We start from the raw sequence: 16,594 nt of genomic DNA on the forward strand, positions 1-16,594 counted from the left end.
CCACAGGGGACACTCTCTGCCAGCCAAATGTCCGATTAATGGTTATATGTGCGGTTTTTGAGAGGGTCGTGAGTGACAAAGAGGGTTAGAACGCGCCTTATCACTCACGACCCCCGTTGCAAAGCGTGCAGATGGGCATCAATCAGACATTTACTCGCCCGGAGGTGTCCTCTGTGGACAGTCAGGATGCGGTCGGCTCTCGTCGGCCGGCCAGATCCGCGAGACCGAAGGCTCGGCGCGACCGCTGGCAAAGCCGCGCTCGGGCCCTATCCGGAGGCATCGAGGCCCGACTCTCACGCTGATGTCAGCGGCATGACTGCCTCGTGTCAGCGCGACCCGCGAACGTGGTCCCATGAGCACTTCACTGAGGGGTACCAAGTTCATCCGGCGCGCCGGCGTCACCGCGGTGGCCGCCACGCTGCTGGCGGGCGTCACCGTGTCGACGGCCTCCGCCGGGCAGGATCGCCCGGAGCTGCGACAGGCCGTCCAGGAGTTCGTCGACAACGGGTTCGCCGGGATGCAGCTTCGAGTCCGCGACAAGCTGGGCGAATGGACCGGCAGCGCCGGGGTGCGCGAGCTGGGCGGGACCGCGAAACCGCCGACCGACGGCCACTTCCGCGTCGGCAGCGCGTCGAAGAACTTCACCGCGACCCTGGTGCTGCGCCTGGTGGCCGAGGGCAGGATCGGCCTCGACACCCCGGTGACGGGTTTCCTGCCCCGGTTCGGCTTCGACCGGCGGATCACCGTGCGGATGCTGCTCCAGCACACCAGCGGGTTGTTCAACCACACCGGCGAGTACTTCCCGGACGGGACGGTTGTGCCGGGGATCCCGTGGCAGGGCCGGGAATGGGTGGACAAGCGCTTCCACACCTACCAGCCGGAGGAACTGGTCCGGCTGTCGCTGTCCAAGCCGCCCCGGTTCGAGCCGGGCGCGGGCTGGAGCTACTCCAACACCAACTACGTCGTGCTCAGGCTGCTGGCCGAGGCGGTCACCGGCCACTCGTTCGCCGACGAACTGGACCGGCGGATCCTGCGGCCACTGAAGCTGCGGGACACCTTGTCGCCGGGCGCATGGTCCGGGATGCCCAAGCCGTACGCACACGCCTACTACACCTACGACGACGCCGGTCAGCAGAAGACGCTCGACGTCACCCACCAGAACCCGTCCTGGGTCTCCAGCGCCGGCGACATGATCTCGACGACCAAGGATCTCCAGACGTACTTCTCGGCCCTGCAGAGCGGAAAGATCCTCCCGGCCTGGCTGCTGACCGAGATGCGCAAGACACACCCGCAGAGCGAAAGCCTCTTCGGCTTCTACGGCCTCGGACAGTTCTCGAAGGACCTGGGACCGGACTGCGGCGGCATCGTCCTCAGCCACAACGGCAGCAACAACGGCTACGGGGCGCTGATGTACAGCACCCCCGACGGCCGCAAGACGATGACCGCCTCGGTCACCTCCGGGGCCACCGTCAGTGACGCGGCGTTCCCTGCGGCGCTGGCCAAACTCCTCAAGACGGTGTTCTGCGGCAAGAGCTGAGGGCTACTCGTCGTCGACGACCTCGAGCCGGGAGGTGAGGTCGTCGACGAACCGTCCGAGGAGGCCGCCGAAGGTCTTGCGGTCCTCCTCGGACCAGTCGGTCAGGGCGTCGCCGAACCAGCCGAGCAGGGTCCGCAGGTACCGATCGGGGATCACCTTCCCGTCCGGGGTCAGCTCGATCAGGCGCGCCCGCTGATCCTCGGGATCCGCGACCCGGACGACCAGACCTCGCCGCTCGAGCCCGTTGAGATGCCGGGTGACATGCGGCCCGACGACGTGCATGCGGTCGGCGATCTCGCCGACCCGCAGCGGCCGGTCGGCCATGTGCAGCGTGACCAGCACCGTCATCGCGGGCCGGTCGAGGGTGATCCCGGCACTTTCCATCGCACGCTCGCCCAGCCGGCTCCGGTTGAGCACGGTGCTGAGCTGCGTGAGCCGGGGGAGCACCGCCATCAGGTCGAGCTCCGGTGAACCTGTGTCGTCCATCACGCCTCACAAAGATACCTAAGTTAGGTATATAGTCGTCTTGAGCCCATAAGGATACCTAAGTTACCTATCCAAGGAGCACTCATGAGCACCGTCCTGATCTCCGGCGCCAGCATCGCGGGCCCGGCACTCGCGTACTGGCTGCACCGCTACGGCTTCGACGTCACGGTCGTCGAGAAGGCGGACGCGGTGCGCGGGGGCGGCTATCCCATCGACGTCCGCGGTACCGCTCTCGACGTCGTCCGGCACATGGGGATCCTTCCCCAGCTGCGGGAGGCCCATATCCACACCCGCAGACTCACCTTCCTCGACGCCGACGGCGAGAAAATCGCCTCGCTCAGGCCCGACGCGGTGGCGGGCGGAGTGGAGGGCCGCGACATCGAGGTACGCCGCGGGGACCTCACGTCGGCCCTCTACGACACGGTCCGCGACGACGTCGAGTTCCTCTTCAACGACTCCATCGACACGCTCGACCAGCGGGCCGACGGTGTGGACGTGCGTTTCCACAGCGGGATCGAACGCTCCTTCGACCTCGTCGTGGGCGCCGACGGCCTGCACTCGAACACCCGCGCCCTGGTCTTCGGTCCCGAGGAGCGGTTCCACCACTACATCGGCTACTGCTTCGCGGGCTTCACCATGCGAAACGACTTCGGGCTCTCACACGAGGGCCTCCTCTGGAACAAGCCCGGCAGGGCCGCGGTGCTCTACGCCGTCGGGGACGGCGACGAACTGCACGGCTTCCTGAACTTCGCCCGCCCCGAACCGCCCTTCGACGCCTTCCGGGATCCCGCCACGCAGCGCGACCTGGTCGCCTCGGTCTTCGCCGGGGACGGATGGCACGTCCCGCTCATGGTCGACACCATGCGGAACGCCGACGACCTCTTCTTCGACGTCGTGAGCCAGATCCACCTGCCGCGCTGGTCCAGCGGCCGGGTCGCCCTGGCCGGCGACGCCGCGCACGCCCCGTCGTTCCTCACCGGACAGGGGTCGAGCCTCGCACTGGTCGGCGCCTACATGCTGGCCCGCGAGCTGGCCATGACGGCCGACCACACGGAGGCGTTCGCCGCCTACGAAGGAAGCATCAGGGAGTTCGTGCGGCTGAACCAGGCGCTGGTCACCGACGGGGGCGCCACCATGTTCCCGAGTACGGCCGAGGCCCTGGAGCAGCGCAATGCCGCGTTGCGTGACCTTTCGGCGCTGCCCGAAGACGCGGAAGAGCCCGCGCATTCGGCGCTCACGCTTCCCGAGCCCGCGCTGCCAGCCGGCCTGCCAGCGCGCTGACCAGGTCACGAAGGTCGTCCGGCCGCTCGATGACGAACGGCCGGTCGAGGGCGGCGAGCAGGGGCGGGATCCAGTCGAGCCGCTGGGCCCGGATCCGGGCACGCACCCAGTCGCCGTCGGCTTCCAGGACGGCCACGGACGGCGGGAGGACGGCGCGGATCCGCTCGGGCGTCGCCTGGATCCGCACGGAGACGTCGTGCCGGTGCGGTGTCTCGGCGAGAGCGGTCAGCACTCGCTCGGCCGGGTCGAATCCGGTGGGCACCTCGAAAGTCCCGGTCCGTGCCTCGGCCGACTTGATCCTGTCGACGCGGAAGGTGCGCACCTCGCCGCTGGCCGAGTCGAAGCCGGTCAGGTACCACCGCCCGGAATGCGCGACGACGCCATAAGGATGGACGACGCGTTCGCTGGCCCCGCCGTGACCGGCGAGGTACGCGAGCCCGACCGGGCGGCGATCCCGCGCCGCTTCCGCGACGGTGAGCAGCACTTCGGCCTCGGCCGACAGGGTTTCCCGGGCGGGCGAGGTGAAGTCGGCGGCCTCCAGCAGCGCGTCCAGCCGACGTCCCAGTGCTTCGGGCAGCACGCGGCGCACTTTCGCGACCGCGCTCTCGGCGGCCGCGACCGACGTGGTGATCAGGCCGGCTCGCCGTCCCGCGACCAGGCCGAGCAGGACCGCCAGGGCCTCCTCGTCGGTGAGCATCAGCGGCGGCATCCGGTAGCCGGGGGCGAGGCGGTACCCGCCGTACCGGCCGCGCACCGAGCGGACCGGGATGTCCAGGTCGAGGAGGTGTTCGACATACCGGCGGACCGTGCGTTCGTCGACGTCGAGCCGCCCCGCGAGCTCGGCGACGGTGCGGGTGCCGCCACTCTGGAGGATTTCCAGGAGAGCGAGCACTCGGGCGATGGGCCGGGTCACAGCGAAAGCGTCTCAATACCGGGCGGATCCTGTCCAGTATTGCTCTTAGCGTGGCCGGTGTTCCTGATTCCCCTGTAAAAGGACCTGCCGTGCAGTTCGTTTCCGTCCGCGTGATCACCCACGACGTCACCCGCCTCACCGAGTTTTACGAGAAGGTGACCGGCCTCGAAGCGCGAAGGCCCGCCGAGCAGTTCGCCGAACTCGTCGGCCCGTCGTGCACCTTGGCGATCGGCAGCGCCGAGACGATGACCCTGTTCGCCCGCGCCGCCGCGGTGCCCGAGTCGAACCGGACCGCGATCCTCGAGTTCCGGGTGGCGGACGTCGACCGGGAGTACGCACGGCTGGCGGGCCTGGCCGAAATCGTGCAGAAGCCGACCACGATGCCGTGGGGGAACCGGTCCCTGCTGTTCCGCGACCCCGACGGCAACCTGGTGAACTACTTCTCGCCGAGCGCGCCGTAGTTCCGGACGAACGCGGTCAGCAGCCGGGCGAACTCGCGGCGGTCGTCTTCCGGCCAGTCCGCCATCGCCTCGGCGAACACCGAGCGGCGGAATTCGTGCATCCGCGTCACCTCGTCGCGTCCGCTCTCGGTGAGGACCAGGACGGCGCGGCGGCCGTCCCGCTGATCGGCTTCACGCCGGAGGAAACCACCCTCGACGGCCCGCGCGACCAGGCGGCTCGCGCGCGGCTGGTCGATGGTCAACGCCGCCGCGAGGCTGGTCACCGTGCCCGGTTCGCCGCTCTCTTCGGCCGCCTCGACGGCGTCGAGAAGCCCCTGTACCGCCTGGTCGGGCATCGTTTCGGCGCGGTCGCGGGCGAGCTTCGAGAGCGAGCGCCTCGCCTGGCTCCGCCGGATGGCGATCATCGCGCGTTCCACGTCGGCCACGGCGTCCGTCATTGCCCATCCTCACCAAATGCATGTACTTTTACATGTAGTTGCCGTCTACATGAAGGAGTATCCATGAAGCCCATCGGATTCTGGTTCGCCCACCTTCACCAGGCCCTCGAATCCTCCCTCGATCGGGTCCTCTCCGGCGAAGCGCTGACCCGCCGTCATTGGCAAGCACTGAACACGATCGACAGCGGGGCCCCGATCGCCGAAGCACTGTCACCGTTCGAGGGAGCACAGGAGGCCGTCGCCGACCTGCGGACTCGCGGCTGGGTCGACGACGAAGGTGGCCTGACCTCCGCCGGAAGGCAGGCACACCTTCGCCTCAAGACCGAGGTGGGCGAGTTCCGCGCACGCGCGACCGCGGGCATCAGCGACGACGACTACCGGACGACGGTCGGCGTCCTGGAACACATGGCGGCGAACCTCGCGCGGGAATAACGCGGAACACCGCGGCGTCGTCTATCCTGGTAGTTGAAAGTTCAAACACCTGGAGCTGACATGACGCCGGTGCTTTACCTCAGCCACGGCGCGCCGCCGCTCGCCGACGACGCCACCTGGACCCGCCAGCTCGCCGGCTGGTCGGCCGACCTCGAAAAGCCGAAGGCGATCCTCGTCGTCTCCGCGCACTGGGAAGAGGCGCCGCTGACCCTCGGCGCCACCACGACGGTGCCGCTGGTCTACGACTTCTGGGGTTTCCCCGATCGCTTCTACCAGGTGAAATACGCCGCGCCCGGCGCTCCCGAGCTGGCGGACAAGGTGCGGAAGCTCCTTCGCTCGACGCAGACCCCGGTCCACGACGCGCCCGATCGCGGCCTCGACCACGGCGCGTACGTCCCGCTGGTGGAGATGTACCCGGACGCCGACATCCCGGTGCTCCAGGTGTCCATGCCGTCGCTGGACCCGCGCGAGCTGTTCGACCTCGGCCGCAAGCTCGCGCCGCTGCGCGACGAGGGTGTGCTGATCATCGGCAGCGGCTTCTTCACTCACAACCTGAGCGCGCTGGGCCAGACCGACGGCACCGACGGCGCGCCGCCGTCGTGGTCGAGCGAATTCGACCACTGGGGTGCGGAAACCCTGCGCGAAGGCGACCTCGACGCACTGCTGGACTTCCAGCACAAGGCACCCGCCGCGGCCCTCGCGCACCCCAGGATCGAGCACTTCGCCCCGCTGTTCGTCTCGCTCGGCGCGAGTTCCTCCGAAGGGAAGGGCGAGACCGTCATCGACGGCTACTGGCACGGCCTCGCCAAGCGTTCCCTCCAGTTCGGCTAGCGAGACCGGAGCACCCCGGCGCCCGCGATCAGGCCGAGCGCGAGCAGCGTGACCAGCCCGAAGGACACCGTCAGCGACGTCAGGTCGGCGATCCCGCCGATCAGCGACGGCGCGACGAGCCCGGAGGAGTAGGTGATGGTCGCGACGCCCGCGATCGACTGGCTCGGCGTCGGCCCGCTGCGTCCGGCCGCGGCGAAGGCGAGCGGGACGACGACGGAGACCCCGAGTCCGATCAACCCGAATCCGGCCAGCGCCATCACCGGATGCGCGGCCAGTACCACCAGGAGGCCGCCCGCCGTCGCGAGCACGCCGCCCGCGCGGACCGTGTTGACCGAGCCGAAGCGCCTGACCAGCGCGTCGCCGGAGAGGCGGGCGACCGCCATCGTGCAGGTGAACGCGGTGGTCGACGCCGCCGCGATCCCGGGCGACGTGCCGAGGACGTCCCGCAGGTAGACGGCGGACCAGTCGAGGCTCGCCCCTTCGGCGAAGACGGCGCAGAACGCGACGGCGCCGATGATGACGGCCGACTTCGGCGGCAGCGCGAACCTCGGCGGCGGGTGCTCGTCGGGTGCGCTGCGGACGTCGAAAACGCCCTGACAGATGAGCAGTCCGGCGATGGTGAGCACGGCGGACGCGATCGCCAGGTGCACCCGGGCGTCCAGCGCGGCGTGCGCGGCGAGTGCTCCGGCGGCGGATCCGACGAGCGCGCCCGTGGTCCACATGCCGTGCAGCCCCGACATCACCGACTTGCCCATCCTCTCCTCGACGTCGACGCCGAGGGCGTTCATCAGCACGTCCGAGGTGCCCGCCGCGGTACCCATGACGAACAACGCGACGCACAGGGTGACGAGGTTCCCCGCCAGCGCGGGGAGGATCAGCGCCAGCGTCCAGTACGCGAGCAGGATCCGGAGGCCTTGCCTGCCGCCGAGCCGGTGTCCGATCCGCGCGGCGAGCGGCATGGTGAGCGAAGCGCCGATGGCGGGGAAGGCGAGCGCGAGGCCGAGCTGGCCCGCGCTGATCCCCGCGTGTTCCTGGATCCACGGGATCCGGGTGGCGAAACTGCCGGTCACCGCGCCGTGCACGGCGAAGATGGCGGCGATGGCGACCCGCGCCTGCCGGACCCGCCGCGTCGGCCCGCCGACGGTTTCCACTGTATTGGTCACTGGGCCCCCAAGGTCCATGAGACAACTCGACGGCGTCAGCGTAAACTATCAGGAAGGGAACCTGATAATTAATTCTGGGAGGATCTGCCGGTGAGTGTCATCCGGATGCCGTCCGCCTCCCCGAGCACCGCGCGGGCCATCAACGACCGCCTGGCCCTCGACCTGCTCCAACGCGAGGGCCCGCTGACGGCCACCCAGCTCAAGACGTCGACCGGGCTTTCCCGGCCGACCGTCGCCGACCTCGTCGAACGGCTGCAGGACGCCGGGCTGATCGAGATCGTCGGCGAAGCGGGCGCCGAACGCCGCGGGCCGAACGCGAAGCTGTACGGCATCGTCGCCGATCGCGCGTACCTCGCCGGGCTCGACGTCCGCACCCACGGCATCGCCGTTTCGGTCGCGGATCTGCTCGGCCGGACTCGAGCCGAAGCCTCGCTGCCGTTCGAACTGGACGTCGACACCGACGCGGCCGTCGAGCGGGCGATCGCGCTGCTGAAGACCACCGCGGCCGAAGCGGGCGCGACCGGGCTGCACACGATCGCCGTCGGTGCTCCCGGCCTGGTCGACCCGGCGACCGGCGGACTGCGGCCCGCCGGGGGACTGCCCGCGTGGCACGGGAAACTCGTCGACGAGCTCCGGCGGCGACTGGGTGTCCCGGTGCTGCTGGAGAACGAGGTCAACCTCGCGGCCGCGGCCGAACAACGGCTCGGCGCCGCCCGTGACCGGGAGACGTTCGTGCTGCTGTGGCTCGGGTTCGGTGTCGGCGCGGCCATCGTCCTCGACGGTTCGCTGCGACGGGGCGCGTCGGGCGGCGCGGGGGAGATCGGGTTCCTGCCGATGCTGGGACCCGGCAGGCTCCCGACGTCGACCGACTGCGACGGTGGCTTCCACACCCTGGCGGGCAGCGCGGCGATCTGCGAACTCGCCCGCGCGCACGGCCTTCCGGCTTCGTCGGCCGACAACGCCGAAGCGGCCGAAGCCGCTGTCGGGTACGCGATCGACGCGGAGGCCGAGGAATTCCTGGAGATCGTCGCCGAGCGGATCGCGATCGGCACCGCCGCGATCACCGCGGTACTGGACCCGGGCTGTGTCGTGCTCGGCGGCGAAGTCGGCCGCGCCGGTGGCGAGGCACTGGCGGCCAGGGTGAGCCGGCGGCTCGCGGAGATCTCGCCGCTGCGGACCGAGGTGCGGGCGGGGACCGTCGGCGGGAGCGGGGTGCTGGAGGGCGCGGTGCTGACCGCGATGGGCGCCGCACAGGACGCGCTGTTCACCATGTCGTGAACACGACAAAGCGGGCCCGGGAGTGACTCCCGGGCCCGCTTCTTCGATCAGTTGGCGCTAGCCGACTGGCAGGTTCACATGGTGTGGAACTTCTTGCCGGTCAGGGTGCCGATGAAACGCTGGAACATGCTCAGCGGCGACGAGTCGACGCCCGCCAGAGCCGGGACCTGCGTGGTCGGCATCGCCGGGGTGCCGCTCACGACGGGCAGGGTGCCCGCGGTGGGCAGCTGCACCGGCAGCGTGCCCGCGGTCGGCAGGGTGCCGGCCGTGGGGAGGGTGCCCGCGGTGGGCAGCGCCACCGGCAGGGTGCCGGCGGTCGGCAGGCCACCCGTGGTGGGCAGCGCCACCGGCAGGCCACCGGCGATCGGCAGCGCGGTCAGCGCCGGGAGCTGCGCGAGCTTCGGGGCGTCCGCACGAGCGGCGTCACCGGGCAGGGCCGGGGTCTTCGGCAGGGCCGGGACACCGGGCAGCGCCGGGGTGACGGGCAGCGCGGGCAGGTCCGCCTTCGGCATCTGAGTCGGGAGCGACGTCAGACCCTTCAGAGCGGACACACCCGCGAGAACGCCACCCAGCTGCGGAGCGTCGGCGCGAGCCGGCGTGGTGGGCAGGCTGCCGAAGGGCAGCGCGGGGAGCGCGTCGATCGGCATTTCCGAACCGACCGAGTCGGTGAAGGCGCGGGTGTAGTCCGCGTCGTTGATCTCGGTGTCGTCGGTCGAGTTCTCGTCCGCGATGGCCAGCACCGGGATCTCGAGCTCGTTCAGCGGGATCGAGAACACGAGCGGGTGGTGGAAGTTGAACCCGGAAAGGGCCTGTCCACTGCCGTCCGTGATGCTGTCGCCGCCGGCCTGGCCGTCGATCACGCTGTCCGCGTTCGTCTCGGAGACGCCGCCGGCCGCCGCGATGGCGTCGCCGAACACCTCCGGAACGGCCGCGACCGGGATGTCGAGGATGTTGCCCGACAGCGATCCTTCGGTGCCCGAGGTCTCGACGTCGCCGCCCGAGATGGCGTCGATGGTGTCGGAACCCTCGGCGTCGGCGATGCCCGCCGCCGCGATGGCGTCGTGCGTGACCGGGACCACCGGCAGCGCCTGCGCGCCGATGATGTTGCCCGCGACCGCGCCGTTGTCACCGGTGGTGGTGGCGTCGCCGCCGGCCGCCGACATGACGTCGTTCAGGCTGTTGCCCTTGGCGATGCCCGCACCGGCCACGCCGAGCCCGGTCACCGGGACCGTGCCGCCGACCGGCGTCTGGACGATGTTGCCCGCCAGCGCGCCTTCTTCACCGTTGGCGGTGGCGTCGCCACCGGCCGACGAGTCGGTCAGGTTCGAGCCCTCGCCCGACGCGATTCCGCCCAGCACCGCGGCGAAGTTGTGCGCCTGGACCGGCAGGGAGACCGGGCCGTAGACCAGGTTGCCCGCGCCCGCGCCACCGTCACCGGTCGCGTGGACGTCGCCGCCCGCGTTGGAGGTGGTGTCGCCGTCCGCGCCACCGTGGCCCTGGCCCGCCAGGGCCGCGCCGATCCCGAACACCTGCGCCGGCACGGAAGCCGGGACGGTGGCCAGGTTGGAGCTGAGGAAGCCGTTGTCGTCGGCGGTGTTCCCGCCGCCGCCACCGGAGACGACCTTGGTCTCGTCGGCGGAGCCGGTGCCCTGCCCGACGAACGAGCCGCCCACGCCGAAGACCTCGACCGGAACCGCGGCCGGGACCTGGACGATGTTGCCCGAGCCGGACGAGTCGTTGCCCGTGGTGCCGTCGTACCCGCCGGCGGTCACGGTCTTGGTCTCGGTCGCCTCGGCGACGGCCTGTCCGATGTGCGAGCCACCGACGCCGTAGACCTCGGGGGCCAGCGCGGCCTGGGTGTTGACGATGTTGCCCGCGAGGGTGGAGTCGTCACCGTTGGTGTGGCTGCCGTTGCCGGCGTTCGCGTCGACGGTGTTCTCGCACGAGGTCGAGGACACGTTGCCGATGTAGGTGCCCGCGATGCAGGTCACCTCGACCGGGGCCGCCACGGCCGGGTCGACGATGTTGCCGCCGCCCGCGGAGCCTTCGCCCTCGGTGCTGACGAAGCCACCGGCGTCGACGACGCTCGAGTGGCTGGTGCCGCCGTCCTTGCCGGTGTTGGCCAGGCCGACCCAGCTGGCGGCCACGCCGCCGACGTTCGCGACGTCCGCGGTCTGCGGCACGATCGCGTTACCCGCGACGGCCGAGTCCTCGCCCGAGGTCTGCACGTAGCTGGGGACGTTGCTCCAGCCGGGCGTGGTGTCGCCGGCCTGCGCGTCCGCCGAGGAGCTGCTGTTCGAGTTCGCGAGCGAACCGTGCGCGGCAGCCGCGTTGTCGTTCACCTTCACCGGGAGGGCGATCGGCACCGCGCCGACGTTGCCGCCGAGGGCGGAGTCGTCACCGTCGGTCTCGACCCAGCCGCCGGAGGTGGCGTCGGTCTCGGCCTCGTAGCCGGAGCTGTTGGCGTTGCCGATGATCCAGGAAGCGGCGTTGCCGGTGACCTGGACCGGGGTGGCGAGCTGGCCTGCCACCACATTGCCGGACAGGGCGGAGCCCTCGCCGTCGGTGGTGATGTTGCCGGTCTCGGTGGTGCTCTGGCTGGCGGAACCGCCGACCACGCGACCGGTGCCGCCGGCGAGCCCGCCGCCGTTGCCGGCGATCTGCACGGGCAGCGCCCAGTCCAGGGACACGACGTTCCCGGCGAGGCTGGAGTCCTCACCGGTGGTCTCGACGTCCTGGTTGTGCGACCAGGTCTGCTGGTGGTTCCCACCCTCGACCTGGGCGTCGCCGATCACGCCGATGGCGTTGTCGACGATCTGGATCGGGACGACGACGTCGCCGACGACCTTGTTGCCCTTGAGGATGTCGTCCGTGGTGGTGAACCCACCACCGGTCAGTCCACCGCTGACCTGACGGGACGAGTCCTTGGCGGACAGCGGCGCGGGCACGGCGCCCTTGTTCGAGAGCTGGGGAAGCCCTCCGCCGATTCCGTCGCTGCTGCTGCCGGGCGACGTGACACCGTCGAGCGCGTCCGAGACGGGCTTGGTGACGGCCTTGGTGCTGACCTCGCCCTTGTAGCCGGGGACGTCGAGCTGGCCGAGGGGCGTGCCAACGGCGTTGTTGTCGATCTCGATGGGAACGGTGACGTTCGCGTCGAGCGGGGAGGCCGGGGTGTCGGGGTTGACCTGTTCGTCAGCCGAAGCGATGCCGGTACCCAGCATCAACAGCCCACCCGTGACCAACGCGGTCTGGAGTCCGCGCTTTGCCCAGGATTGCATGGGGTTGTTCTCCTTCATTTCGGGTTCCCTTTCGGGTTCGAGGAGGTGCTCTCGAAGAGACACCAGAGGGGGGTGGAAAGAGTGCGGGCGCGACAAAGCGCACCGCCGTTTCGCGGGGGATCAGGAGCGGACGCGAAGCCAAGCCCGGAATCGGGAGGCGTGAGGCGCGTCGGCTACCCCGCGGAGGGAGGTGTTCAGTCGGGAGTGACACCGGGCTGCGAGCCCGGGGTGAGCGGCATGTACCGCGTGCCTGCCAGCGAGTAGCCGGTCAGGGAACGCTCGACGGCGGTGACGAGCCAGGCGGGAACGCCGTGGGTCAGGCCGTCGAGGTGACCACCGGGAGCGTTGCCGCCACCGGGGACAGTCGGGATGGAAGGCGCGACGGGAAGCGGCGCCGGGGTGAGCGGACGCGGGAAGTCGCCGCGGTGTCCGTCACGGGAAGGAGAGTCCTCGTCCAGAGCGGAGGCATCGTGCTGCTGCACGACGGCCGGCATCGGGAGGAAGGTCTCGGAGGAGGTGGGGAACTGGGTCGTCGCCAGCTGCGCGAAGTCGGTGATCTGATCGCCGGCGCCGATGGTGTCCAGCGGGGAGTGCGGGTCGACCGGACCGCCACTGACCGGAAGGCCCGGGACGAGGTCGCCGTGTCCCTGCGGGTCGAGGAGGTCCCAGACCTTGCGGCCGAAATCGGGCGACGGGGCGAACGTCTCGTCCAGCACCTGACGGGTGTCCTGCGGCTTGCGCACGATGTGCTCGACGGCGCCGAGGGTCCGCTTGACCGGGGTGACCACCGAGTCGTCCGCGAAGTCGGTGACCGCGTCGCTGACCCGGGTGGAGACCTCGTGCCGGTCGGCGCGGATGTCGCCGCAGTGGTGCTTCGACCCGTTCTTGCCCGGCATCGACCACGTGGTGGCTTCCTGCTGCTTGTCGCCGCACATCGCTCCGGCGACCTCGCCGGAGAACTTGCCCGCGCCGTGCGAAACGTCGTTCAGACCGGCCACGGTGGCATCGGTGACCGGGGTGACGCTCGTTTCGGGAGCGGAGACCACCGGGGCGATGTCGGCCGAAGCGGTAGCACCGGAAACGACCCACGCCGCGGCGGAACCGGCGACGGCGCCGCCGAGAACGAACAGCGCACGCGAAGCGAGACGGCCGAAGCGCGCCGCGCCCCGCCCCTCGTTCTTCGCCGCGTTCGTCACTCGGTCTCCTGCCGTGTCGGTATGCCGTCGGTGGTTGCGGAACCGAGGTAAGCAAAGGGCCGAAGGGCAAAGCGAGTCAGAAGCACCTTGATGGCACGATCGTGTGAAGAACACACGGTGTAGCTCGAAATCACGATGAGTGATCAACGCTGGCGGGACCCGGTTACTCCGGAGTCGATCATCGGCCGGTGTGTCAAGCGTCGCTTCGGGGGAATTCGACCCGTGCGCGTCGCCCGGAATGTGCGAGAACGCCGTCCCGGACCGATACGGTGAGCCAGTGAGCGAGTCCCAGCGCAAACAGCCGGAATCCGACCCGGCGAACCCGTTTCTCTCCGAGTCCACCGAAGACGTCACCAACGTGGTGCCCCGCGGCCTGCGGATCGGCGCGGCGCTGTCGTGGCGCTTCATCGTGGTGATCGCCGCGCTCTACGTCATCGTGTTCCTCATCGGCTACCTGTCGGTGGTCGTCATCCCGCTGTCGATCGCGCTGCTGCTGGCCGCGCTGCTCGCGCCCGCGGTCTCCAAGCTGCAGGCGCTGAGGTTCCCGCGCGGGCTGGCGGCCGGGATCGTGCTGATCGCCGGGCTCGCGGTGCTCGGCGGGCTGCTGACGTTCGTCGTCGCGCAGTTCTCCTCCGGCCTGCCGGAACTGCAGAAGCAGCTGACGGAAAGCCTCAACCAGATCAAGACCTGGCTCATCGACGGACCGCTGCACCTGCGCCAGGAGCAGATCCAGGAGTTCATCAACCAGGCGATCGGCTTCCTGCAGAACAACCAGGCGTCGATCACCACCACCGCGCTCACCACGGCGGGCACGGTCGGCGAGATCGTCACCGGCTTCATCCTGACGCTGTTTATCCTCATCTTCTTCCTCTCCGGCGGCGACCAGATCTGGAAGTTCCTCGTCCTCGGCGTGCCCCGCCGGGTGCGCAACCGGGTCGACGTCGCCGGGCGGCGCGGGTTCGCCTCGCTGGTCAGCTACGTGCGCGCGACGGCGGCGGTGGCCGTCGTCGACGCGGTCGGCATCGGCATCGGGCTGGCGATCGTCGGCGTGCCGCTGGTGATCCCGCTGGCGACGCTGGTCTTCCTCGGCGCCTTCATCCCGATCATCGGCGCCGTGATCGCGGGCGCCGTCGCGGTGCTGATCGCGCTGGTGACGAAGGGCGTCGTCGGCGCGCTGATCGTGCTGGCCATCGTCATCGGCGTCATGCAGCTGGAGAGCCACGTGCTGCAGCCGATCCTGCTCGGCCGCGCGGTCAAGCTGCATCCGCTCGCCGTGGTGCTCGCGATCACCGCCGGTCTCGTGACCGCCGGGATCGCCGGGGCGCTGCTGTCGGTGCCGCTGCTCGCGGTGCTCAACGCCGGTATCCGGTCGCTGCTGCACGAACGGGATCCCGATCCGGACGAGGTCGACGTCCTGCGGGATCAGGCGGCGCAGCCGAACGACAACGAGGAAGCGGCCAAAACGGAGTCATGACGAACACCCCGCTCTGGCGAGCCGTCTCGGCGCTGGGCACGCGGGACCCCGTGACGCCGCTGTGGCGCGGGGTGATCGTGCTTCGCGTGACGACGCTGCTCTTCGCACTCGCCTCGTTCATCGTCCATTACGACGGCTACGCGAAGCAGTGGCTCGCGTGGGCCGCGTTCGGCGTGATGACCGCGTGGACGGTGCTCAGCAGCGTGTTCTACGCGCGGCCGTCGACACGCTGGCCGTGGCTGGTCGTCGTCGATCTCGCACTGACGGTCGTCCTCATGTTCACGTCGGCGTGGGTCCTGTCCACCGCGCAGTTCGACGCCAACACCCCGCTCCTCACGACGGTGTGGGCGGCGGTCCCGCCCGCGGCCGCCGGGACGCGGTTCGGCGCGCTCGGCGGGGTGCTCGCCGGGCTGGTGGTCTCGGTGGTCACCGGGCTGGTGCGCTGGCGGTTCGACGTCGACGTCGCGCGGGACGGCTTCCTGCTGACCGCGAGCGGGTTCGTGATCGGGCTGGCCGCGACCATGGCGCGCCGGTCCGCCGACGCGCTGACCAGGGCGTTGCGCATGGAGGCAGCGACGGCCGAACGGGAGCGGCTCGCCCGCTCGATCCACGACAGCGTCCTGCAGGTGCTCGCGCGGGTGCGCAAACGCGGCGCCGAATTCGGCGGGGAGGCCGCCGAGCTGGCGAAACTGGCCGGTGAGCAGGAGATCGCGCTGCGGGCGCTGGTCACCACCGAGCCGACGCGGCCGAGCGCGAACGGGACGACCGACCTCCGTGCCGCGCTGCAGTTGCTCGCGACACCGTCGGTGCAGGTCTCGACGCCCGCCGGCGAGGTCCGGCTGCCCGAACACATGACCGCGGAGCTGGTGGCGGTGGCCCGCGAAGCGCTGCTGAACGTCGAGAAGCACGCTGGTGGAGAGGCGCATGCCTGGGTGCTGCTGGAGGACCTCGGCACCGAGGTCGTGGTCAGCGTCCGCGACGACGGCCCCGGAATCGCGCCCGGGGTGATGGAACGAGCGGCGGCCGAGGGACATCTAGGTATCGCGGAGTCCATCAAGGGGCGCGTGCGGGATCTGGGCGGGAGCGCCGCCCTGGACACCGCGCCGGGCCAGGGCACGGAATGGGAAGTCAAGGTTCCAGTGGCGGCGAGGGGAAAGCGATGACCGACGCGCCTCAGATCTCGGTGATGGTGGTCGACGACCACCCGATGTGGCGGGACGGGGTCGCGCGCGACCTGGCCGAACACGGTTTCGACGTGCGGGCCACCGCGCCGGACGCGCCCGCCGCGGTGCGGATCGCGCGCACGGTCCAGCCGGACGTCGTGCTGATGGACCTCAACCTCGGCGAGACGTCGGGCGTGGACGCGACCCGGGAGATCACCGCGGAGCTGCCGTCGACCAAGGTCCTGGTGCTGTCCGCGAGCGGCGAGCACAGCGACGTCCTCGAAGCGGTCAAGGCCGGGGCGTCCGGGTACCTGGTCAAATCGGCTTCGGCGAGCGAACTGGTGGACGCGGTCAAGCGGACGGCGGCCGGGGACCCGGTGTTCACCGCCGGACTCGCCGGTCTCGTGCTCGGCGAATACCGGCGGATGGCCGACGCCCCGGACGACGGGCCCGCCCCGCCGCGGCTGACCGAACGCGAGACCGACGTCCTGCGCCTGGTCGCGAAGGGGATGACGGCGCGGCAGATCGCCGAGAAGCTCGTGCTGTCGCATCGGACGGTGGAGAACCACGTCCAGTCGACGCTGCGGAAACTCCAGCTGCACAACCGCGTCGAGCTCGCCCGGTACGCCATCGAGCACGGACTCGACGGGGAGTAACCCGGGCA

Annotated in this window: 15 protein-coding genes; 9 read left to right on the forward strand and 6 right to left on the reverse strand. The window is 70.3% G+C overall.

Features of this window, described 5'->3' with window-relative positions; all coding sequences use genetic code 11:
- Positions 1–352: 352 nt before the first annotated feature.
- On the forward strand, positions 353–1,537 hold the full coding sequence (locus ACLJPX_RS20495) for a serine hydrolase domain-containing protein (RefSeq protein WP_410601505.1): 1,185 nt from the start codon (positions 353–355) through the stop codon (positions 1,535–1,537).
- Between the two features lie 3 nt (positions 1,538–1,540).
- Here ACLJPX_RS20495 and ACLJPX_RS20500 read toward each other — a convergent pair whose 3' ends face one another.
- Positions 1,541–2,023: a MarR family winged helix-turn-helix transcriptional regulator gene (locus tag ACLJPX_RS20500; protein ID WP_410601914.1), complete on the reverse strand. Its 483-nt coding sequence runs from the start codon at positions 2,021–2,023 to the stop codon at positions 1,541–1,543.
- Between the two features lie 84 nt (positions 2,024–2,107).
- Here ACLJPX_RS20500 and ACLJPX_RS20505 point away from each other — a divergent pair, with 84 nt between their 5' ends.
- Positions 2,108–3,304 (forward strand): FAD-dependent monooxygenase, encoded by a 1,197-nt coding sequence (locus ACLJPX_RS20505; protein WP_410601506.1) that lies wholly within the window; start codon positions 2,108–2,110, stop codon positions 3,302–3,304.
- Here the strand turns inward: ACLJPX_RS20505 and ACLJPX_RS20510 are convergent.
- Positions 3,258–4,217, reverse strand: coding sequence for a helix-turn-helix transcriptional regulator (locus tag ACLJPX_RS20510; protein WP_410601507.1), 960 nt, complete (start codon positions 4,215–4,217; stop codon positions 3,258–3,260). The two genes, ACLJPX_RS20505 and ACLJPX_RS20510, sit on opposite strands and share 47 nt — an antisense overlap.
- Positions 4,218–4,306: 89 nt before the next feature.
- Here ACLJPX_RS20510 and ACLJPX_RS20515 point away from each other — a divergent pair, with 89 nt between their 5' ends.
- Complete coding sequence (locus ACLJPX_RS20515; RefSeq protein WP_410601508.1) at positions 4,307–4,678, forward strand: VOC family protein; 372 nt, start codon at positions 4,307–4,309, stop codon at positions 4,676–4,678.
- On the opposite strand, the gene ACLJPX_RS20520 is transcribed toward ACLJPX_RS20515, so the two are convergent.
- The gene (locus tag ACLJPX_RS20520) at positions 4,654–5,115 is read right to left on the reverse strand and encodes a MarR family winged helix-turn-helix transcriptional regulator (RefSeq protein ID WP_410601509.1); all 462 of its coding nucleotides are present in this window, start codon (positions 5,113–5,115) and stop codon (positions 4,654–4,656) included. The two genes, ACLJPX_RS20515 and ACLJPX_RS20520, sit on opposite strands and share 25 nt — an antisense overlap.
- A gap of 63 nt (positions 5,116–5,178) precedes the next feature.
- On the opposite strand from ACLJPX_RS20520, the gene ACLJPX_RS20525 reads away from it, so the two are divergent.
- Together ACLJPX_RS20525 and ACLJPX_RS20530 are read left to right on the forward strand one after the other, a co-directional pair.
- Positions 5,179–5,547, forward strand: a complete 369-nt coding sequence (locus ACLJPX_RS20525; RefSeq protein WP_410601510.1) for a MarR family transcriptional regulator — start codon at positions 5,179–5,181, stop codon at positions 5,545–5,547.
- A gap of 60 nt (positions 5,548–5,607) precedes the next feature.
- A complete protein-coding gene (locus ACLJPX_RS20530; protein WP_410601511.1) occupies positions 5,608–6,378 on the forward strand; it encodes a dioxygenase in 771 nt (256 codons plus the stop codon).
- On the opposite strand, the gene ACLJPX_RS20535 is transcribed toward ACLJPX_RS20530, so the two are convergent.
- The gene (locus tag ACLJPX_RS20535; RefSeq protein ID WP_410601512.1) at positions 6,375–7,541 is read right to left on the reverse strand and encodes an MFS transporter; all 1,167 of its coding nucleotides are present in this window, start codon (positions 7,539–7,541) and stop codon (positions 6,375–6,377) included. The two genes, ACLJPX_RS20530 and ACLJPX_RS20535, sit on opposite strands and share 4 nt — an antisense overlap.
- 90 nt (positions 7,542–7,631) lie before the next feature.
- On the opposite strand from ACLJPX_RS20535, the gene ACLJPX_RS20540 reads away from it, so the two are divergent.
- Positions 7,632–8,819 (forward strand): ROK family transcriptional regulator, encoded by a 1,188-nt coding sequence (locus ACLJPX_RS20540; protein ID WP_410601513.1) that lies wholly within the window; start codon positions 7,632–7,634, stop codon positions 8,817–8,819.
- A 74-nt stretch (positions 8,820–8,893) separates the two neighbouring features.
- On the opposite strand, the gene ACLJPX_RS20545 is transcribed toward ACLJPX_RS20540, so the two are convergent.
- Both ACLJPX_RS20545 and ACLJPX_RS20550 read right to left on the reverse strand, forming a co-directional pair.
- Positions 8,894–12,097, reverse strand: coding sequence for a beta strand repeat-containing protein (locus tag ACLJPX_RS20545; RefSeq protein WP_410601514.1), 3,204 nt, complete (start codon positions 12,095–12,097; stop codon positions 8,894–8,896).
- 194 nt (positions 12,098–12,291) lie between these two features.
- The gene (locus ACLJPX_RS20550; RefSeq protein ID WP_410601515.1) at positions 12,292–13,293 is read right to left on the reverse strand and encodes a hypothetical protein; all 1,002 of its coding nucleotides are present in this window, start codon (positions 13,291–13,293) and stop codon (positions 12,292–12,294) included.
- Positions 13,294–13,570: 277 nt separating this feature from the next.
- Here ACLJPX_RS20550 and ACLJPX_RS20555 point away from each other — a divergent pair, with 277 nt between their 5' ends.
- The 3 genes from ACLJPX_RS20555 to ACLJPX_RS20565 are packed head-to-tail and all read left to right on the forward strand — an operon-like array spanning position 13,571 to position 16,586.
- Complete coding sequence (locus tag ACLJPX_RS20555) at positions 13,571–14,767, forward strand: AI-2E family transporter (RefSeq protein WP_410601516.1); 1,197 nt, start codon at positions 13,571–13,573, stop codon at positions 14,765–14,767.
- Positions 14,764–15,930, forward strand: coding sequence for a MacS family sensor histidine kinase (gene macS / locus ACLJPX_RS20560; protein ID WP_410601517.1), 1,167 nt, complete (start codon positions 14,764–14,766; stop codon positions 15,928–15,930). Before ACLJPX_RS20555 ends, macS begins: the two co-directional genes overlap by 4 nt.
- The gene (locus ACLJPX_RS20565; RefSeq protein ID WP_101611536.1) at positions 15,927–16,586 is read left to right on the forward strand and encodes a response regulator; all 660 of its coding nucleotides are present in this window, start codon (positions 15,927–15,929) and stop codon (positions 16,584–16,586) included. The genes macS and ACLJPX_RS20565 overlap by 4 nt, the downstream gene beginning before the upstream one ends.
- Positions 16,587–16,594 lie beyond the last annotated feature (8 nt).

This window comes from Amycolatopsis sp. lyj-90, from assembly GCF_046549035.1.
GTDB lineage: Bacteria > Actinomycetota > Actinomycetes > Mycobacteriales > Pseudonocardiaceae > Amycolatopsis.